Below are 20,385 nucleotides of genomic sequence, written 5' to 3'. Positions count from 1 at the left end.
AGGCTTGATGTCCGCAGCAGAAATTAAATCCACTACCGATCAAAAGATGCAGAAGTCTCTTGAGGCTTTGAAATCCAATTTGGCAAAAATTCGTTCTGGCCGTGCAAATCCTGGAATCTTGGAACACATCCAAGTGGATTACTACGGTAACCCAACACCGCTAAGCCAAGTGGCTAGCTTAGGTTTGGCTGACGCTAGAACAATTAACGTTCAACCATTTGAAAAGACCATGGTTGGCGCTATTGAGAAGGCGATTCGTGATTCTGACTTAGGTCTTAATCCCGCCTCCCAAGGTACGGTGATTCGTGTACCAATGCCAGCATTGACAGAAGAGCGTCGTCGCGACTTAACTAAGGTGGTTAAGAACGAGGGTGAAGATGCCAAAATCGCCGTACGTAACTTACGTCGTGATGCCAATGAGCACCTCAAGCGCCTCACTAAAGATAAAGAAATTTCTGAGGATGATGAGCGTCGTGCAACTGATGAGATTCAGAAGATGACCGATCGTACCGTTGTTGAAATCGATAAGATCGTTTCTGAAAAAGAAAAAGAGATCATGACGGTTTAATCGTCAGATTCATTTTTTATTATTCGCTTCATGATCCAGCACACTAGCTCAACCTTAGTTGTTCCCGAGGTGAGCGCTATTCCTCGCCATGTTGCCATCATCATGGATGGTAACGGGCGCTGGGCTAGTAAGCGTTTCATGCCGCGGGTAGCGGGGCACTCAGAAGGATTGGGCGCAGTACGAAAGATTGTTCAAGAGTGTCGTCGTCTCGGCGTTGAATACCTTACTGTATTTGCATTTAGCTCTGAAAATTGGCGCCGGCCACCAGAAGAGGTCGGTTTTTTAATGAAGCTGTTCCTCAAGTCATTAAAAAGTGAAGTCTCTCGTCTCGCTGAAAACGATATTGCCTTACGCCTCATTGGTGACCTTAGCCGCTTTGACTCAGCGATTCAGGAAATGGTGCAATTCTCTGAAGAAAAAACTGCTGGCTGCAAAAGTTTAACTTTTACGATTGCCGCTAACTATGGTGGTCGTTGGGATATTTTGCAGGCGATGCGCCAATGTTTGGCTGCTAATCCTGGTTTAAAGCCGGAGCAAGTATCAGAGGAGTTATTGCAACCCCATTTATCCATGGCGTATGCTCCAGAACCAGATTTGTTTATTCGTACTGGTGGCGAGCAAAGGGTCAGCAACTTCTTGCTATGGCAATTGGCCTATACCGAGTTGTATTTCACGGATATCCTTTGGCCTGATTTTGATGAGGCTGAATTGCATAAAGCGTTTGACTGGTTTAGTCAGCGCGAGCGTCGTTTTGGACGCACTAGTGCTCAACTGGCTTCCGAGCCCTTGAGCGACGCAGTTTAAGTACTCTCACCCTCTTATGCTAAAAACCCGAATCATTACTGCCACCATCTTGATGGCAGTGCTATTGCCCATCTTATTTTTACTGCCCCCAATCTGCTTAGGCGGATTTTTTCTTGTAGCGTTAGTTGCAGCTGCTTGGGAATGGAGTCGCATGATTGCCCCCGAGGCAAAAAAGGCGGCATGGCTCTATGCTGCCTTTTGTTTAGCCATCATTTTGTTTTTGCTGGCTACTCAGGCGATTTCATGGCAGTTCTCTCTGCTCATGATGGCAGTCCTATTTTGGTTCTTTCTGGCACCATTTATTTTGGCAAAGGGGATGAACCTCTCGCTCCAAAAATTCAAACCTTTCTATAGCATTCTGGGTTTAATCATTCTTCCAGCCACTTGGTTTGCTTTGGTCTTTTTACGCGAGCTAGGCTTAGTCTTTTTATTGAGTAGCATGGCTTTGGTTTGGATTGCTGATATTGGTGCTTGCTTTGTTGGTAAAGCGTTTGGCAAACATAAGTTGGCTGTGAATATCAGTCCTGGAAAGTCGATTGAGGGAGCCCTAGGCGGCCTAGTTCTTTGCTATCTCTATGCATTTTTATGTGTGGTCTATTTGCCTCTAGGTGATACCTTATTTGGTGCTTGGGCCATTCGATTTGGTTGGGTGCCAATGTTCTTGATGGTTACCGTATTAGCGGCGTTCAGCATCTTTGGTGATTTGTTTGAGTCTCAGTTGAAGCGCTTAGCTGGCGTCAAAGACAGCAGTCATTTGTTGCCTGGCCATGGCGGCGTTTTAGATCGGGTTGATGCCCTCATCCCAACAATGCCAATTGCCGCATTACTAGCTGGATTGATTTGATGCCTCTTAAACAGATTGCTATCCTAGGATCTACGGGATCGATTGGCGTTAATACCTTAGACGTCATTCGTGCTCATCCTGATCGCTTCGAGGTGGTCGCTTTGACTGCTGCTAAGCAGATTGAACGTCTAGCTGAGCAATGTATTGAGTTCAAGCCGACTATCGCAGTGGTGGCTGACGCTGAGGGCGCCGCTAAGCTGACTCAACTCCTACAAGCAAAAAAGATCGCGACTCAAGTTCTGTATGGGCCTGAGGCATTAGCAAGAGCCATCACCGAATCAGGATGCGATACCGTTATGGCAGCGATTGTGGGTGCGGCTGGCCTAGTGCCGGCCCTGGCTGCGGCAAAAGCAGGTAAGCGGATATTGTTGGCTAATAAAGAAGCACTGGTGATGTCAGGTAATTTATTTATGCAAGCCATGCAAGTTGGCGGCGGAGAATTGCTGCCCATCGACAGTGAGCACAACGCGATCTTTCAATGTCTGCCAGATCGCTTTACAAAAAATCCATCTGCGCATTTAGGCGTTGAGGAGCTTTGGTTAACTGCCTCTGGTGGACCATTCAGAGATAGACCGCTTGTAGATTTATCCGGCATTACACCTGAGCAAGCTTGTGCACACCCAAACTGGGTGATGGGTAGAAAAATTTCAGTTGATTCAGCGACCATGATGAATAAAGGCTTGGAAGTGATCGAAGCTTATTGGTTGTTTGGCTTGCCGCTAGAAAAGATTAAGGTATTAATTCATCCGCAGAGCGTAGTGCACTCGATGGTGCATTATCGTGATGGCTCAGTGCTCGCGCAAATGGGTCAGCCTGATATGCGCACTCCCATTGCTTATGGTCTTGCCTGGCCTGAACGCATCGATGCTGGTGTTGCCCCTTTAAATCTGACCCAGTTGAGTGGCCTCAGTTTCACTGAACCAAATTTTGCTCAATTCCCCTGCCTTAGCTTGGCCTTTGCTGCGGCAAAAGCAGGGGGCACCACTCCCGCTGTTTTGAATGCGGCGAACGAAGTTGCTGTGGCCGCTTTCTTGGATGATGGCTTGCCATACTTAAGCATTCCTAATGTAGTGGAGCACTGCTTAAATGCCTTGCCTTCAGTTGCTGCGAGCTCCCTGGAAACGATTCTTGAGGCTGATGCTCTGGCTCGTCGCACTGCGAATGATTTCATTCGCGATATCAAAAGATAGATCGGCGATTTGTGAAGGCTTTAATCACTCTTGCTTCATTCTTAGTCACCTTAGGTGTGCTGGTCAGCTTTCATGAGTATGGTCATTTTTTAGCAGCCCGTTTATGCGGCGTCAAAGTACTTCGTTTTGCTTTGGGTTTTGGCAAGCCATTATTTACTTTTCGCGCCAGGAGCGGTACTGAGTGGGTTGTAGCTTCAATCCCTTTAGGTGGCTATGTCAAATTATTGGATGGCCGCGATAGTCAGCAAAGTATTTCGGCGCAGGATCGCCTTCATTCTTTTGATGTAAAGCCGCTTTGGCAACGATCTGTCATTGTGGCTGCTGGACCATTTGCTAATTGCCTTTTGGCAGTCATCTTATTTTCGATCATTTACGTCACAGGCGTACCTCAGTTGCCGGCAAAACTTCAGACCCCCCTGAGCAATCGATTGCTGCCAAACTAGGCGTAGCAGCAGGCGATCAAGTGATTGGTTGGCAATCGCTGCCATCTGACTATAGCGGCGCCCCAATTCTTGAGGAGTTTGATCCAGTTCCAAGTTGGAATGCACTGCGTTGGCAGCTTTTAGACGCCGTAACTGGAGAGCAGGGCTTCGCCCTGGAAATGCAGGATGTTTCTGGTGGGCGTCATATTAAATCCTTTAGACAGAGTGATTTACCGCCAGTTACACCAGAATCAGACCCACTTCAAGCGCTGGGCTTGTTTCCCCAGATCAACCCGGCTTCAGAGTGGAATCAGCTCAAATTGGGTCCTATCGATGCCCTCGGCTTTGCTAGTCAGCGGGTCTATTTGATAAGTAAGGTCTCGGCGAGGCTCATGGTGGGTTTATTTACCGGCAAAACGACCTTAAAACAGCTTGGCGGACCCCTTAGTATTGCCGATATGGCTGGGAAGTCTGCTCAGGTCGGCTGGCAGCCATTTGTAGCCTTTTTGGCCCTCATGAGCATCAGCATTGGACTCTTGAATTTAGTGCCCTTACCAATGCTAGATGGGGGTCAGCTCCTGTATGATGCATGGGAGTTGGTTGCTGGTAAGCGAATTTCAATATCTCTACAGGAAAAGCTCCAAAAAGTGGGTTTTTTGCTGCTGATAGGTCTTTCCTTGCTAGCCTTGTTTAACGATTTGCAACGCTACCTTTCACCTTGAATTTTTTGACCTCTTCTTTTCGCACCGCAACTCGATTTATTGCTCAAGTCGTTCTTATTGTTGCGGCAGGTTTTTGTGTAAACGCACAAGCAGCCGATACCTTCGTTATTAAAGACATTCGAATTGAAGGTTTGCAGCGTGTGGAGCCTGGCACTGTATTTAGTTATCTGCCGGTTCAGGTAGGCGACACATTCTCTGAAGAGAAGAGTGCTGAGGCCATTAAGGCGCTATACAGCACTGGCTTTTTCCGAGATGTGCAAATTCAGGCTCAGGGTAACGTCTTGATTGTGATCGTCGAAGAGCGTCTTACCATCTCCCGAATTGAGTTTACGGGCATGAAGGAGTTTGATGTAGAGGTTGTTCGGAAGTCGCTCAAAGCTGTCGGGGTTGCTGAAGCTCGCTTCTATGACAAAGCTTTGATTGACAAAGCAGAGCAAGAGCTGAAGCGACAGTATGTTGGCAAGGGCATGTATGCAGCCGAGGTAGTTGCAACCGTTACCCCAATAGAGCGCAATCAAGTTGCGATTTATTTCAATATCGATGAAGGCCCTGTAGCCAAGATCCAAGAGATCAATTTCATTGGTAATAACGTGTTTAGTGAGAGCACCCTCAAGAGCCAGGTGCAGTTGAAAACTGGTGGCTGGCTTTCTTGGTATAGCAAAGACAATTTGTATTCCAAGCAAAAACTCACGGCTGACTTAGAGAATATTCGCTCTTACTATCTCAATCGCGGTTACCTTGAGTTTGTGATTGAGTCAACTCAGGTTTCTATTACCCCCGATAAAAAAGGTATCTATCTCACGATTAGTATTCGTGAAGGCAATAAGTTCACAGTCAAAAATGTTCGTCTAGCTGGTGAGTTGTTGGGCAAAGAGGCTGAGCTAATTCAGCTTGTCAGTCTTAAGCCAGGCGATACCTTCTCATCCGCTAAGTTGACTGAGAGTACTAAAGTCATTGCAGAAATTCTAGGCTCATACGGTTATGCGTTTGCAACCATTAATCCACAACCAGACATTCGTCGTGAATTAAGTGAAGTAGACTTGACTTTAGTGGTTGATCCGGGTCGTCGCGTATATGTTCGCCAGGTCAACGTTACTGGTAATGCTAAGACTCGTGACCTGGTGATTCGTCGCGAGATGCGGCAGTTTGAAAGCTCTTGGTTCGACAGCGAAAAGATTGACCTGTCTAAAAAGCGTTTGGGTCGCTTAGGTTATTTCATGGAGACTGATATATCTACGCAAGATGTTCCAGGATCTGCGGATCAGGTTGATGTGAACGTGAAGGTCACCGAGAAGCCCACTGGTGCAATTACTCTGGGTGCCGGTTTCTCATCTACTGAGAAGTTGATTCTTTCCGCTGGTATTAATCAAGAAAATGCCTTCGGTACCGGTACTGCAGTCGGATTGAATATCTCCCTCGATAAGATTAATCAAAGTTTGGCTTTATCAAACTATGACCCTTACTTCACTGAGGATGGTATTAGCCTCTTCACCGATTTGTACTACCGCTCATCCAAGCCGCTGCACTACACAGGTGATCCTGATTACCAAATCAAATCTGTTGGTAGCAATATCAAGTTTGGCGTTCCCTATACCGAAGTGGACAGGGTCTTCTTCGGTGCTGGCTTTGAGGTGTTCCAAATCCAGTCCAGTATTAACACGCCAACACCATATTTGAATTACATGCAGGACTATGGCATTGCTGCCCCAGGCTATCCTGCAACACTCAACACTTACAACATTCCAATCACAATTGGTTGGTCACGTGATGGTCGAGATAGCGCGCTGATTCCATCAACAGGTTCTTTGCAGCAACTGAATGCTGAAGTGGGTACGCCGGTTGGAAATATGATGTTCTACCGCCTGTTTGGTCAATATCAAAAATATCACTCTTTCTCAAAGGGTAATATCCTGTCCTTTAACGGAGAGGTTGGCTACGGTGAAGCATGCGGTAAGTACCCATTCCCGATTACCAAAAACTACTATGTGGGTGGTATTGGATCTGTTCGAGGCTACGCTCCAGGATCACTTGGACCTACCTACGTCAATACCTATACCGGTCTGAATCAACCTACCGGCGGTCAGTCCAAAATTGTCAGCAACGTTGAGTACACCGTCCCAGTTCCCGGCTCTGGCGTTGATAAAACCTTGCGCGTATTTGGCTTCGTAGACGGTGGTAATGTTTATAACGAAAATATCAATCTCGTCTTGCGATATTCTTATGGCTTAGGTTTATCATGGATATCACCACTTGGCCCACTAAAATTCAGTTACGGTATTCCAATCAAGTTGTTACCAACGGATAATATCCAGCGTTTGCAGTTCCAAGTTGGTACAGCGTTTTAATTGTTTAAGGAAAGTTTATGAATCTTCATCATTCTTCAAAATGGATTCAATACAGCTTAATTGCTGTTTCTTCACTAATCGCTTTGCCGCAGGCATTTGCGCAAGATGCCGGCACTCGCGTTGCGGCTGTGAACGTTGAAAAAGTATTCAACGAATCGGATATGGCTAAAGCAAGTCAGACTAAGTTACAAAATGAATTTCTGAAGCGTCAGAATGAGATTCGTAGTAGCGCCGAAAGAATTAAGGCTACAGCAGAAAAATTAGATCGCGATTCAGCGGTGATGTCTGAGGCGGATCGTGTTCGTCGTCAGCGCGAGTTAGTTGATCAAGATCGTGAGCTGCAACGCAAACAACGCGAATACACGGAAGATCTGAATCAGCGTAATTTTGAAGAGCGTGCCAAGATTGCTGAAAAAGCAAACCAAGCCCTCAAGCAAATCGCTGACCAAAGAAAAATTGATGTCATTATTCAAGATCCAGCCTATGCCAATCCTAAGGTTGATGTAACTGATGATGTCATCAAGGCTTTGAATAGTCTCAAGTAAGTTTTATGCCCACCGCCATCGAGCTGGCCGAACAGTTTCAAGTAAGCTTGGTGGGGGATGGCTCCCTCGCGCTTCAGGGTCTCGCTCCGCTCGAGCGAGCTCAATCTAGTCAGATCTCCTTTCTCTCAAATCCGTTATACCGTCAACAGGCTAGCGATAGTGTTGCTGGTGGGTTGATTGTTAATCAAGCTGATGCGGATTTTCTTCAGGCAAATCCTGGGAGTGGCTCAGTAGGGCGCGTCTATTTTGTTTCCAAGAATCCGTACGCTACTTTTGCCAGAATGGCGCAGTACTTTGCCAAGACCTTGGCTCCCGTTTATGCGCCTGGAGTGCACCCTAGCGCTGCCATTGATTCTTCTGTAACTATTCCTGCTTCATGTCACATTGGTCCGTTTGTCCAAATCGGCCCCGGCGTGAAATTGGGCGAGCGGGTTGTGTTATTGGGCAATACTTCTATTGGTAGAAATTCCGCTATTGGCAATGACGCTTTAATCTACCCAAATGTATCCGTTTATTCAGAAACCACCATAGGCGAACGCTGTATTATTCATAGTGGTGCTGTGATTGGTGCGGATGGCTTTGGCTTCGCTCCTGATTTTTCTGCAACTAGTGCTGAGTGGGTCAAGATCCCGCAAACTGGTGCTGTAGTGATTGGTAATGATGTTGAAATCGGTGCGTCAACCACTATCGATCGTGGTGCCATGAGTAATACCATCATAGGCAATGGAACTAAGATTGATAACCAAGTTCAGATTGCTCATAACGTAGTGGTGGGCAACTGTTGCGTGATTGCGGGTTGTGCTGCTATCTCTGGTAGTACCAAAATTGGTAACTTCTGCATCATTGGTGGTGCCGCCAATTTTGCAGGTCATCTCACCATTGCTGATAAAACCACTGTTTCTGGAAATACCTCCATTATTCGCTCTATCACAGAGCCGGGCCAGCACTTCACGGGCGTTTACCCTTCAATGCTTCATGGCGCCTGGGAGAAAAATGCAGCTATTTTGCGTGGCCTCGATAAAATACGTCAACGCTTACGTTTATTAGATAAATCTAAATAAATTCGTCACCATATTAAAAAATTAAAAACTTTATCCAGTAGGTAAATACATGAGCAAACCCATCGCTATCGACAGCAATCAAATTTTGAAGTTGTTACCACACCGCTATCCTTTTTTATTGGTTGATCGCGTGTTGGAGATTGAGCCTCGCCAAAGTATTACTGCACTTAAGAATGTCACTATGAACGAGCCATTTTTTCAGGGACACTTTCCAGATTTTCCGATCATGCCGGGTGTTTTAATTATTGAGGCACTTGCTCAAACCGCTGCCCTTCTTACTTTTTCAGAAGTGCGCGAAGAAAACGCTATCTATTACTTTGCCGGTATTGATGGTGCTCGCTTTAAGAAACCAGTATTGCCTGGCGACCAGCTGATCATGACGGCTAAGCTAGAGCGTGAACGTGCAGGTATCTACAAGTTTCAAGTAAAAGCCACTGTTGACGGTGAACTTGCTGCTGAAGCAAATATTACTTGTGCTGTTCGTACGAAAGGCGCGCAATGACTCGGATTCATGCATCCGCTGTAGTTGATAGCAAGGCAGAGATCGCTAGCGACGTAGAGATTGGCCCATATTCCGTTATTGGACCAAATGTCAAAATTGGTGCTGGTAGCAGGATCGGATCTCATACTGTGATCGAGGGTTACACCACGATCGGTAAAGAGAATAATTTTGCACACTTTGCGGCTATTGGCGGCGCCCCTCAGGATATGAAATACCGTGGTGAGCCAACACAACTAATTATTGGTGACCGCAATACGATTCGTGAGTTCACGACTATCCATACTGGTACCTCTCAGGATGAAGGCATTACCCGCATTGGCGATGACAACTGGATCATGGCATATGTGCACATTGCGCATGATTGTCAAATTGGTAACCACACGATTTTCTCGAGCAACGCGCAAATTGCCGGTCATGTGAAGGTGAGTGACTGGGCGATTATGGGCGGCATGTCTGGTGTGCATCAATTTGTCCGCATCGGTCAACACGCCATACTGGGTGGTGCATCTGCATTAGTGCAAGATATTCCACCATTTGTGATTGCAGCTGGAGATAAGGCTTCTCCACATGGGATTAACGTAGAAGGCCTCAAGCGTCGGGGTTTCTCCAGCGAAACGATTTCTGCGCTACGTCAGGCTTATAAGGTGCTCTATAAAGACGGCCTCAGCTTCGAAGAGGCTAAGGTGGGGATTCGGAAGATGGCGCAAGCTAGTGCATCGGATGCCGCTACTGCAGAAAAGCTGACCGAGTTCCATGACTTTATTGCCGCTTCTACCCGCGGCATCATTCGATAGAGTCAATCGAGTGCCTAAACTTGCTTGTGTTGCCGGAGAGCCTTCGGGTGACTTGCTGGCAGCGCCAGTATTGAGTGCGCTAAAGCAGATCCCTGACACTTCCTGTCTAGAGGTCTATGGTATTGGTGGCCCACGTATGCAGGCAGAGGGCCTGAGATCAGATTGGCCGATGGAGACCCTGAGTGTTCGCGGTTACGTTGAGGCTATCAAGCAACTGCCTGCTATTCTAAAATTGCGTAAGGAACTCATTAGCAATCTCACTGGAGAAGGTCGCCCTGATGTGTATTTGGGTATTGATGCGCCGGACTTCAATTTAGGTGTTGAGTTGGTTTTGCGAAAAGCGGGCATACCCACTTTGCACTTCGTATCGCCATCGATTTGGGCCTGGAGAGCGGGGCGTATTACGAAGATTAAGCAAGCAGTAGAGCGTATGCTCTGCATCTTTCCCTTCGAAACTGAGATTTATGAACGTGCTGGCATTAGCACAACTTATATTGGCCATCCGCTAGCAAGCGAGATTCCGCTAGAGCCAAATTCGGTAATGGCTAAGCAAAGGATAGAAAAAATCCTAAGCCTGCCAGTCAATACATTAGATGGAATCGTGGTTTCTGTTCTACCGGGTAGCAGGAGTTCAGAGATTGAGCTCATTGCGCCAGTATTTTTTGAGACGATGGCAGAGCTTACGAAGCGCATGCCGGGGCAAGCGATTCATTTTGTCATTCCGGTTGCTACGCCGCGCTTGCGTGCACCGCTGGAAGCTTTACTCAAAAATACCCTTGAGAAATATCCAGACCTTCAGATCCATTTAATTGATGGTGAGGCGGATGCAGTCCTAGAAGCTGCTGATGTTGTGTTGATTGCCAGTGGTACCGCAACATTGCAGGCGGCGCTCTGGAAAAAGCCGATGGTGATCTCCTATAAGGTACCTTGGTTAACCGCACAGATCATGAGGCGACAAGGTTACTTGCCCTACGTAGGTTTGCCGAACATTCTCTGTGGCGAGTTCGTTGTCCCTGAGCTTCTGCAAGATGATGCGACTCCAAGCAAATTAGCTGATGCCTTACTAGTCTGGTTAAACAGCCCTAGTAAGGTTGGTCAGTTGAGAGCTCGCTTTGCAGCAATGCATGAGACCTTACGTAGGCCAACAGGTTTATTGGTTGCTCAGGCTGTGGCACAAACAATTACTGCCAATAAAAATCGGATCACTGTGTGAGCATGATTTGGGTATGTGGTGTTGACGAGGCAGGGCGTGGTCCATTAGCGGGGGCGGTGGTCGCTGGCGCTGTCGTTCTTGATCCCGAAAATCCTATTACTGGTTTAAAAGATTCTAAGAAGTTATCAGCAGCGAGACGCGAGTTTTTGTTTGAGCAAATTCAGCTCAAGGCAAAAGCCTGGGGGATTGGCGAAGCGAGTCCAGCTGAGATTGAAGAGATCAATATTTTGCAAGCGACGATGCTCGCAATGCGCCGTGCAATTGAAGATCTCACCACACGTTTGGGCGGCTGGCCAGATAAAGCTTTAATCGATGGCAATCGCTGTCCCGAGCTTCCAATCTCAGCAGAAGCTATTGTGAAGGGTGATACCAAAGAGCCGGCAATTTCAGCGGCATCGATCTTGGCTAAGGTGACACGCGATCGCCAAATGATGGCCTTGCATGAATTGCATCCTCAGTATGGCTTTGCCCAACACATGGGATATCCCACAGAAGCGCATTTCGCAGCGCTAAAAGAATTTGGTGCCTGCGATCAGCATCGTCGTAGCTTTTCTCCTGTTCGCAATGTCTTAGCCCTGCATAGCTGATAATCCCAATTATGAAAATGGAATTTATCAGCTCAAAAGACAATTCCCTGTTTAAGGAGATACGTCAATTACAAGCCACCGGCCCCAAAGGTCAGAAGGCGAGATTTGCTTGTGGTCAGGCTTTGCTAGAAGGCATTCATTTAGTGCAAACCTGGGTAGGCAATTCAGGACTCAAGACCTTAATTACCTCAGAGTTAGGTTTACAAAACCCAGAGATTGCTCAAGCTGTATATGACCATGTAGAAATTTGTCTTGATACTCGGGTTTATCAGCTGGATAAAGGCTTATGGGAATTGCTCAGTGATTTGGTAAATGCTCCGCAAATTGCGGGATTGCTGGATCTTCCTGATACTGCATTAAACCCCCAAAAGTCGGTTGCGACGATTTCTGGCGATGTGATTATTTTGGATCGTATTCAGGATGCTGGGAATGTGGGCTCTATTTTGCGCACAGCAGCAGCTGGCTTTACTCAAGTAATCGCATTAACGGGTTGTGCCCATCTGTGGTCAAGCAAGGTATTGCGGGCTGGTATGGGTGCTCATCGTTTGCTAGATCTGTATGAGGGTTGGTCAACCCCACAAGTGCTGAGCGCGGTAACAGCGCCTTTACTAGCTGTAACTGCTGATGGTGAGTTAGATCTCTTCAATATGCCCAAGGTATTGATTCATCCAGTTGCTTGGGTGATGGGAAGTGAAGGACAGGGCATTTCTGAAGACCTGATGGCTCAGGCTAAAGGCGTATCAATCCCAATTGATCCAAGAGTTGAATCGCTCAATGTATCGACTGCTGCAGCAGTTTGCTTGTTTGAGACCCTCAGGGTGAGGCGCGCTTAGGCAGCAGTCTTTACTCGATTATCTGCTTTCGGCTAACAAGAGTCGTTGTATTTCAGGTGAGTACTTATGACATCTGTATTCACCAGCGTGATGAGCAGGCATAATCTGAAATGATAAAAACTAGCCCTGCAGCAAACCCAAGGCTACCAATCAATAAAGAGTTATGAAATTCTTAAACATAAAGTCTTCATGCATTTTCATAGCTGCTTTGCTTGGGGCAAGTTGCAACGCTCTTGGCCAGACTTGCTCCAATCCAAATGCCTCCGTAGCCGCTGGTCAGACCTGTAGCTCGGGTGTTACATTGACTAGCAATCCATCGTCAGTGCAAGTCTTACTGGGTGGTGAAATTACTAATAGTGCTGGCGTTACAGCTTTGAGTATTAGTGCTAGTGCAAACTCAACCATTGTCAATGACGGTGTTATTTTGGGTGGGATTGCCTCTGGTGTTGCAAGTACTGGGGGGTATGGAGTTAGTGGCGCAATACTTTCAACCATTTTTTCTGTTGTTAATACCGGCAGTATTACTGGTGGAGCTGCTAGTGGCAATGGATCGACTGGTGGTTATGGTTTTAGTTCATGGGGTAATTTGAGCGGCATTACCAATTCGGCGTCGATAACTGGAGGTGCTGGAAGTTCCAGCGATAGCAATACTTTTGGGGGTTATGGGCTCTTTACTAATGGCGCCTCTACCACTGCATTTATTAATAACTCCGGAAGTATCGCCGGCGGAAATGCCATTGGAACTAGTACGGCAAATACCTACGCTGGGAGTGGATTTAATAATAATTCTCAGACGATTACCTTGCTTACCAATAGTGGCAGTATCACTGGCGGAAATGCGAGTGGGGGTACTAATAACGCGGGTGGAACTGGAATTGATAACAGTCGCATCATCACAACCCTAACAAATACTGGAAGCATTACTGCTGGCACCGTTTCTGGCGTCTCCACCACCATCGGATATGGAATTCGAAACTCCGGCACTATCACAACTCTAAATAATGCTCAGGGTGGAAATGCCTCAACTGCTGCAACAACGGCACTTACTTATAAATTTGAGCTACCTGCAAATTACAATATCATCATTAATAATGCTGCTAACTATGGCCAATTATTCGGAACCAGCCTTACTGGTTCAATGATTTTTGGCATCTACTCTGGCTCTACAATCAACAAGGGCACATACTCTTCAGTGCTCTCAGGGGTTGCATCTTCAAACCTTGGTGGTAACGTCAGGAAATTACAATGGCTTTACCTGGGTGCTGATTAATTCCTCTGGAAGTGTTTGGGACTTAGTCATTAATGGTGCCTCAACCACTGACACACAACAATCTCTCGTCAATACTGCTTCAGCCCTGCAAAATACTTTCACCCTACAAAACACTGTTCTCGCCAATAGCTTCTCTTATGACTGTAATGTGTTTGGCGCTAATAATGTATGCGTCTCCGCTGGCGGTCGTAATACTGCCGTATCAGCAGCCAATGGTTTAAATAATACCAGCGCATTATTGATTGCCGCTTATCGTGTAATACCATCAGTTCGTGTAGGCGCTTACGCAGATCAGAACTTGTCTGTGAATAATGCAGGCTCTACAGTGAACTTGGGTAACAACACACCACTCATTGGTCTCTTTGGTGCCTGGAATGAACGCTTAGATGGCAAGGGTGCCGAAGTCAAGATCTCTGCTGCTTATGGGCAAAAGAATACTACCGTTACTCGTCCTGTAGTGGGTACTTCTGAAGCAGGTTCCGGCTCATCCCAACTTAATAGCCAAGGCGCGCAAGTAGTAGCTAAGTATGGCTTTGGTGTTGTTGAGAACGTTATCGTGAGTCCATATGTTGGTATGCGTTATACACAAAACAATATGGGCGGCTATATAGAAGGCGCATCTGCCACTGTTACTGCGCCACTGGCCTACTCATCACTCAATACCAATGCAACAACAGCACTAGCTGGTGTTGGCGCTCAATACAGGTTCATCCCGCAAGCGACTCTCTTTGCTAGCGCTGGCGTTGAAACAGATACCAACACCAGCAACGGCACTTACTCAGCAACTGGAATAGCTGGGCTAACTCCGATTAATTTCAATGCCAATCCAGTAAAGACTCGCCCAACAGCAACGCTAGGGGCTACCTATGATGTTGAGAAGAATCAACGCATCGGATTGACTGGAATCTATCGTCAAGAACCATATCAAGCCGTCTCTACAACCACTGTGATGGCGACTTATACGATTGGTTTGTAAGTAAAGCCGATTAGATTTAGATAAGAAACCCGCTTCGGTGGGTTTTTTTGTTTTCTGCCGCCGTCGCTTATGGGTCGAAAGTAGACCTTGAAGAATACTTTTCTAGCCTAGTATTGTTTTGTCCGACTTAATAGATTGCAATACAGTGGTAGCAATCTCTTCAATCGATTTACTGGTTGTAGCTACCCAAGGAATAGATTCTTTTTTCATCATGGCGGTGGCTTCATTGATTTCATAGCGACAGTTTTCTAACTTGGCATAGTTACTGCCTGGGCGTCGCTCATTGCGGATCTCGGATAAGCGTTCAGCATCAATCATTAAGCCAAAAATCTTATTGCGATAGGGAATCAAATCTTTTGGTAATTGCCCACGTTCAAAATCTTCAGGAATGAGGGGGTAGTTAGCTGCTTTCATCCCATATTGCATTGCTAAATATAGGCTAGTTGGTGTTTTGCCTACCCGAGAAATGCCCACCAAAATAACATCAGCCTCGGCGAGGTTCTTGTTTGATTGACCATCATCGTGTGCTAAGGAGTAATTGATGGCCTCAATACGGTTTTTATAGGCCTCAGTATCTGCATTGTGATGAAGGCGGTTCATGGCATGGGTCGATTTAACGCCCAGCGCTTGTTCCAAAGGGGCCACGAAGGTCTGAAACATATCCAGAATCAAGCCATTAGCCTTGCCGACAATCTTGTTAAGCTCGGGATTCACCAAAGTGGTGAAAACAATGGGCTGAACCCCATATTTCGAGGCTGCCTGATTGATGCTGGAAACGGCATCATGCGCTTTTTCAGGGCCTATCTACAAAAGGTACCCGAATGTGCTTAAAAATGGCCTCAAATTGGGCCAAAATCGACTGACTGAAGTTTTCGGCGGTAATTCCGGTGCCATCACAGAAACGATAAAAACAATACGGGCTTGGGTAGACATGAGATTGGCCTAAAAAGTCGTGGTCAGCACTACAATATGAAGTTAATGAAGTATGTCGTATTGTATTCGGCCGCTCGACCAGTTTCCTTATCTGAGAGTATTTTATGTCCAACCAACAGCAACAAAGTAGCAACGTAGTCAATGCCTATGTTTTGCCTTTTGAGCAACTCCGGATGACCGATGTTGAGTCAGTCGGTGGTAAAAACGCCTCACTCGGTGAAATGATTTCTCAGTTGTCATCTACGGGTGTACGTGTACCTACTGGATTTGCAACGACCTCATTGGCATTTCGTGATTTCTTAGAGCACAACAATCTGACTGAGCACATCCAGAAGCGTTTGGAGAGCCTGAATATTGATGATGTGCGTGCTCTAGCTGAAGCTGGTAAAGAGATCCGCGGCTGGATTGAAACTGCCCCGTTTCAACCACGTCTTGACGAAGAGATTCGTACGGCATTTAAAAAATTAGATGATTCTGGCAAAGGCTCTTTTGCAGTGCGATCCTCTGCAACTGCAGAAGATTTACCTGATGCTTCATTTGCTGGACAGCAAGAAACTTTCTTGAACGTCGAGGGTATTGATGATGTTCTGAAGAAGATTCGTGAAGTATTCGCATCCTTGTATAACGATCGTGCGATTTCTTACCGCGTTCACAAGGGTTTTGCTCATGCTGAAGTGGCCTTATCTGCTGGTATCCAACGTATGGTGCGCTCAGACCTAGGCGCAGCTGGCGTGATGTTTACTCTGGATACCGAATCTGGCTTTGAGAATGTCGTATTCATCACTTCTAGCTATGGCTTAGGTGAGACGGTAGTGCAGGGTGCAGTTAACCCAGATGAGTTCTACGTATTCAAAACGACATTGGCACAAGACAAGAAGGCGATTATTCGCCGCTCTTTAGGCTCCAAGTTAATTCAGATGCAATTCGCCCCAGCAGGTTCTGCTGAGAAGGTGATGACTGTGGATGTGGCTCCAGAAAAACGCAATCGTTTTTCATTAGAAGATGCAGACATCACTGAGTTAGCAAAATATGCCGTCATTATTGAGAAGCACTACGGTCGTCCAATGGATATCGAGTGGGGTAAAGATGGTCAAGATGGCCGTATTTATATTCTGCAAGCACGTCCAGAGACGGTGAAGAGTCAGGCTGCTGGTCAAGTGGAGATGCGTTACAAACTCAAGGGCGCCTCTAAGGTTCTGGCCAAAGGTCGTGCAATTGGTCAAAAGATTGGTGCAGGTCCAGTACGAGTAATTCGCGATCCAAGCGAGATGGATCGTGTACAGCCAGGTGACGTCTTGGTTGCGGATATGACTGACCCTAACTGGGAGCCAGTCATGAAGCGCGCTTCCGCGATTGTGACTAATCGCGGCGGCCGTACTTGTCACGCAGCGATTATTGCTCGTGAGTTGGGTGTTCCAGCGGTGGTCGGTTGCGGAGATGCGACTGAGCATTTGCAAGACGGCATGATGGTTACTGTCTCTTGCGCAGAAGGCGATGAAGGTCACATTTATGATGGCTTGATTGAAACTGAAGTGACTGAAGTATCTCGTGGAGTATTGCCAGAGATCCCAGTTAAGATCACCATGAATATTGGTAATCCTCAGTTAGCGTTCGATTTCTGCCAAATCCCAAATGCGGGTGTTGGCCTGGCTCGTCTTGAGTTCATCATCAATAACTACATTGGAGTGCATCCACGTGCTGTATTGGAGTACCCAAACATTGATCCCGATCTCAAGCGCGCTGTTGAAAGTGTTGCTCGTGGCTATGCAAGCCCACGTCAGTTCTATGAAGATAAATTGGTTGAGGGTGTGGCAACGATTGCTGCCGCTTTCTATCCAAAACCAGTAATCGTTCGCTTGTCTGACTTTAAGTCAAACGAGTACAAAAAACTGATCGGCGGTTCACGTTATGAGCCGGATGAAGAGAATCCAATGCTGGGTTTCCGTGGCGCTTCCCGTTACGTATCAGCAGATTTCGGCGAAGCCTTTGCCTTAGAGTGCGCCGCAATGAAGCGTGTTCGTGAAGATATGGGCTTGGATAACGTTGAGATCATGGTTCCATTTGTCCGTACCATTAAGCAAGCTGAGCGCGTGATCGATATGATGGCGAAGTTTGGCCTCAAGCGTGGCGAAAAAGGTTTACGCCTAATCATGATGTGCGAGATTCCTTCCAATGCAATTTTGGCCGATCAATTCCTCGAGCATTTTGATGGATTTTCAATCGGTTCAAACGATATGACTCAGTTAACACTGGGTCTAGATCGTGACTCCGGTATGGAATTGCTGGCAATTGACTTTGATGAGCGCGATCCTGCGGTTGAGTTCATGATTACCCGCTCCATTGAGGCTTGCCGTAAGCAAAATAAATATGTTGGTATTTGCGGTCAAGGTCCTTCAGACCACCCAGACTTTGCGCGTTGGTTGGTTGCTAAGGGGATTACCTCAATCTCCCTTAATCCTGATAGCGTAGTTGCTGCTTGGGAAATGTTGGGCAAGAAATAAGTTCAACTTCTTTCTAGCTAATAAAATAGGGCGCAATGTATTTGCGCCCTATTTTATTAGCGAGCGCCTGAATAAGATATGTTCTTAAAAGGGTTGATGCGGGGGATAGGGTGACACCTTCTTTGCTTGCTAGCAATAAATTACGTTTTGCCCAAGGGTCGCTGAGCTTGATATATCCCAAGTTCATTGCCTTGATTTGAGATTCACAAGCTTCACGCCGACGCCTAAGTTAACCGCAATCATTTGACACATGGCGTCATAGCTTCGAACTTGGATTCTGAGTCGCATTGGTTTGCCAAGACGCTCAGCTGATCTGGAAGTTAGTTCTAATAACGAGCTTCCTCGATTTAAGCCCACAATATCGTAATCAAGACATTCTTCAAAAGCAATTTTCTTTCTGCTTTTGAGTGGGTGTGATTTACTGCAAATAATCACTAACTCATCATGACCAATAATATGGGCACTTAATCCGGCAGTGGGCGCACCTTCAGCAAACACACCCATATCTGAAATGCCGTCTAGCAAGGACTTCACAATATCCCCGCTGAGTTGCTCTTCAAGATCTACTTGAATTTCAGGGTGTGCTTTTAGAAAGCTGGCCAATGTGGCGGGTAGAAACTCTGTTAAGGCTGACATATCTGCCCAGAGTCGAACGTGCCCTTTGGTGCCGCTTGCATATGCACCTAATTCTTCGCTAAATTGTTCAAATCCTTGATAAAGACGAAGAGCATGTTGCATTACTGCGTGACCAGCTTGGGTCAGCGTCACCCCCTTGGCACCTCTCTCTAAGAGTGCATTACCAATCACATCTTCTAGTTCTGAAATTCTTCTGCTTGCAGCTGATAGCGCTAGATTACATTCTGCAGCACCTTTGGTGATGCTTCCTGACTGGGCCGTGGCGCAAAAGAGCTTAAGGGTGACAAAGTCGATTCTGGCGGGGTTGATGTAGAGCTTCATAGGTTTATTCTAGCCAAGCCTTCGCAAAATGAGAAGGCTGCCCCTTGGGATAGCAATTTACAAGGTTTAAATTGGGCATTATGTTGTTGAGATTGCAAACAAGGAGGCCTCATGGAGCCATTATCCGGTCTGAAAGTAATTGAAATGGGTCAGCTCATTGCTGGACCATTTGCCGCTAAAACCTTAGCAGACTTTGGGGCAGACGTTGTCAAGATTGAGTCGCCCAAGGTGGGCGATGCTCTGCGCAAGTGGCGATTGCTAAAAGATGGCACTTCCATTTGGTGGCAAGTGCAGTCTCGTAATAAACGCTCTCTTTCTTTGGATTTGAAACAACTAGAGGCGCAAGATATTATCAGAACGCTTGCAAAAGATGCAGATATCTTGATTGAAAGTTTTCGTCCAGGGACCTTAGAGGGTTGGGGGCTTGACCCAAGTGAGCTGCTCAAAATCAATCCTCGCTTAATTGTTCTCAGAATTAGTGGGTATGGCCAAACCGGCCCATACAGGGATAAGCCTGGCTTTGGAGTTGTAGCGGAGGCAATGGGTGGTTTGCGCCACTTAACAGCTGAGCCTGGAAGGGTTCCCGTTCGTGTAGGAATTAGCATTGGCGATACATTGGCTTCTTTGCATGGGGTTATCGGCATTTTGATGGCCCTACAAGAGCGTCATCAGAGTGGGAAGGGTCAGGTGATAGATATTGCCCTTTATGAAGCAGTTTTTAATTGCATGGAAAGTCTCTTGCCTGAGTACAGCGCATTTGGTGAGGTAAGGCAGGCTGCGGGCAGTGCACTTCCGGGAATTGCGCCAACAAATGTCTACTTATGTGCAGATGGCGGTTACATTCTGATTGCCGGCAACGGGGATAGTATTTTTAAGCGACTGATGAAGTTGATTGGTCGCGAGGATTTGGGGGATGATCCAGAATTAGAAAATAATGATGGGCGGGTCAAGCGCGTTATAGAGCTTGATCAGGTAATTGGCGAGTGGGCCAAAATGGTGAGTACTGATTTGGCATTAGAGGCCTTAGATTCTGTAGCAGTTCCAGCGGGAAGAATCTATACGGTAGCCGATATCGCAAAGGATCCGCACTACAAAGCTCGAGGCAATATCGAGACCATCAAGATGCAAGATGGAACGAGTGTGGATGTTCCTGGTGTTTTTCCGAAGCTTTCCCGCACCCCCTGGTTCAATCAAAACATTAGCGCCTGATATTGGTGAAAATACTGAAGAAATATTACGTGATATTGGCTTGAGCGACTCACAGGTAGCATCACTCAAGGCGCGCGGTGTTGCATTTACTAAATGATGAAAAGAGAAG

At 46.6% G+C, this 20,385-nt stretch carries 18 protein-coding genes and 2 pseudogenes; 18 read left to right on the top strand and 2 right to left on the bottom strand.

Going from position 1 to position 20,385, the window contains the following annotated elements:
- Positions 1-7 precede the first annotated feature (7 nt).
- The 16 genes from frr (at position 8) to DXE44_RS05935 (ending at position 14,676) form a co-directional block, all read left to right on the top strand.
- Positions 8-568 (top strand): ribosome recycling factor, encoded by a 561-nt coding sequence (frr, locus tag DXE44_RS06005; protein WP_114653462.1) that lies wholly within the window; start codon positions 8-10, stop codon positions 566-568.
- A gap of 30 nt (positions 569-598) precedes the next feature.
- Positions 599-1,372, top strand: a complete 774-nt coding sequence (gene uppS, locus DXE44_RS06000; RefSeq protein ID WP_114653460.1) for a polyprenyl diphosphate synthase — start codon at positions 599-601, stop codon at positions 1,370-1,372.
- Between the two features lie 16 nt (positions 1,373-1,388).
- Positions 1,389-2,216 carry a phosphatidate cytidylyltransferase gene (locus tag DXE44_RS05995; RefSeq protein WP_114653458.1) on the top strand — a complete coding sequence of 276 codons (828 nt, stop codon included), beginning with the start codon at positions 1,389-1,391 and terminating at the stop codon, positions 2,214-2,216.
- On the top strand, positions 2,216-3,406 hold the full coding sequence (ispC, locus tag DXE44_RS05990) for a 1-deoxy-D-xylulose-5-phosphate reductoisomerase (RefSeq protein WP_114653456.1): 1,191 nt from the start codon (positions 2,216-2,218) through the stop codon (positions 3,404-3,406). The genes DXE44_RS05995 and ispC overlap by 1 nt, the downstream gene beginning before the upstream one ends.
- 11 nt (positions 3,407-3,417) lie before the next feature.
- Positions 3,418-3,849 carry a site-2 protease family protein gene (locus DXE44_RS10695; protein ID WP_231970601.1) on the top strand — a complete coding sequence of 144 codons (432 nt, stop codon included), beginning with the start codon at positions 3,418-3,420 and terminating at the stop codon, positions 3,847-3,849.
- A 20-nt stretch (positions 3,850-3,869) separates the two neighbouring features.
- Positions 3,870-4,550 carry a M50 family metallopeptidase gene (locus tag DXE44_RS10690; RefSeq protein ID WP_231970600.1) on the top strand — a complete coding sequence of 227 codons (681 nt, stop codon included), beginning with the start codon at positions 3,870-3,872 and terminating at the stop codon, positions 4,548-4,550.
- Positions 4,547-6,895: an outer membrane protein assembly factor BamA gene (gene bamA / locus DXE44_RS05980; protein WP_114653454.1), complete on the top strand. Its 2,349-nt coding sequence runs from the start codon at positions 4,547-4,549 to the stop codon at positions 6,893-6,895. The genes DXE44_RS10690 and bamA overlap by 4 nt, the downstream gene beginning before the upstream one ends.
- 17 nt (positions 6,896-6,912) lie before the next feature.
- The gene (locus DXE44_RS05975) at positions 6,913-7,440 is read left to right on the top strand and encodes an OmpH/Skp family outer membrane protein (RefSeq protein ID WP_114653452.1); all 528 of its coding nucleotides are present in this window, start codon (positions 6,913-6,915) and stop codon (positions 7,438-7,440) included.
- A gap of 5 nt (positions 7,441-7,445) precedes the next feature.
- Entirely contained in the window at positions 7,446-8,501 is a 1,056-nt protein-coding gene (lpxD, locus tag DXE44_RS05970; protein ID WP_114653450.1) for a UDP-3-O-(3-hydroxymyristoyl)glucosamine N-acyltransferase, read from the top strand.
- Between the two features lie 49 nt (positions 8,502-8,550).
- A complete protein-coding gene (gene fabZ, locus DXE44_RS05965) occupies positions 8,551-9,003 on the top strand; it encodes a 3-hydroxyacyl-ACP dehydratase FabZ (protein ID WP_114653448.1) in 453 nt (150 codons plus the stop codon).
- The gene (gene lpxA / locus DXE44_RS05960) at positions 9,000-9,797 is read left to right on the top strand and encodes an acyl-ACP--UDP-N-acetylglucosamine O-acyltransferase (RefSeq protein WP_114653446.1); all 798 of its coding nucleotides are present in this window, start codon (positions 9,000-9,002) and stop codon (positions 9,795-9,797) included. Before fabZ ends, lpxA begins: the two co-directional genes overlap by 4 nt.
- Entirely contained in the window at positions 9,757-11,010 is a 1,254-nt protein-coding gene (gene lpxB / locus DXE44_RS05955; protein ID WP_162785888.1) for a lipid-A-disaccharide synthase, read from the top strand. The genes lpxA and lpxB overlap by 41 nt, the downstream gene beginning before the upstream one ends.
- A complete protein-coding gene (gene rnhB, locus DXE44_RS05950; RefSeq protein WP_114653442.1) occupies positions 11,007-11,597 on the top strand; it encodes a ribonuclease HII in 591 nt (196 codons plus the stop codon). Before lpxB ends, rnhB begins: the two co-directional genes overlap by 4 nt.
- Positions 11,598-11,608: 11 nt before the next feature.
- Positions 11,609-12,430, top strand: coding sequence for a TrmH family RNA methyltransferase (locus tag DXE44_RS05945; RefSeq protein ID WP_114653440.1), 822 nt, complete (start codon positions 11,609-11,611; stop codon positions 12,428-12,430).
- Between the two features lie 163 nt (positions 12,431-12,593).
- A complete protein-coding gene (locus DXE44_RS05940; RefSeq protein WP_114653438.1) occupies positions 12,594-13,700 on the top strand; it encodes a hypothetical protein in 1,107 nt (368 codons plus the stop codon).
- Positions 13,690-14,676 (top strand): autotransporter outer membrane beta-barrel domain-containing protein, encoded by a 987-nt coding sequence (locus DXE44_RS05935; protein ID WP_114653436.1) that lies wholly within the window; start codon positions 13,690-13,692, stop codon positions 14,674-14,676. Before DXE44_RS05940 ends, DXE44_RS05935 begins: the two co-directional genes overlap by 11 nt.
- Positions 14,677-14,778: 102 nt before the next feature.
- Here DXE44_RS05935 and ppsR read toward each other — a convergent pair.
- Positions 14,779-15,609, bottom strand: a pseudogene (gene ppsR, locus DXE44_RS05930) (posphoenolpyruvate synthetase regulatory kinase/phosphorylase PpsR).
- A gap of 104 nt (positions 15,610-15,713) precedes the next feature.
- Between ppsR and ppsA the strand changes: the two are divergent.
- A complete protein-coding gene (ppsA, locus tag DXE44_RS05925; RefSeq protein WP_114653434.1) occupies positions 15,714-18,110 on the top strand; it encodes a phosphoenolpyruvate synthase in 2,397 nt (798 codons plus the stop codon).
- A 183-nt stretch (positions 18,111-18,293) separates the two neighbouring features.
- Here the strand turns inward: ppsA and DXE44_RS05920 are convergent, their stop codons facing one another.
- Complete coding sequence (locus DXE44_RS05920; RefSeq protein ID WP_231970599.1) at positions 18,294-19,067, bottom strand: LysR family transcriptional regulator; 774 nt, start codon at positions 19,065-19,067, stop codon at positions 18,294-18,296.
- A gap of 111 nt (positions 19,068-19,178) precedes the next feature.
- On the opposite strand from DXE44_RS05920, the pseudogene DXE44_RS05915 reads away from it, so the two are divergent.
- Positions 19,179-20,373: pseudogene (locus DXE44_RS05915) on the top strand (CaiB/BaiF CoA transferase family protein).
- Positions 20,374-20,385: the final 12 nt, after the last annotated feature.

Source organism: Polynucleobacter necessarius (assembly GCF_900095175.1).
GTDB classification, from domain to species: domain Bacteria; phylum Pseudomonadota; class Gammaproteobacteria; order Burkholderiales; family Burkholderiaceae; genus Polynucleobacter; species Polynucleobacter necessarius_I.
Note: the sequence above shows the minus strand (reverse complement) of the source record. Positions and strands in the feature narration are given on the sequence as shown.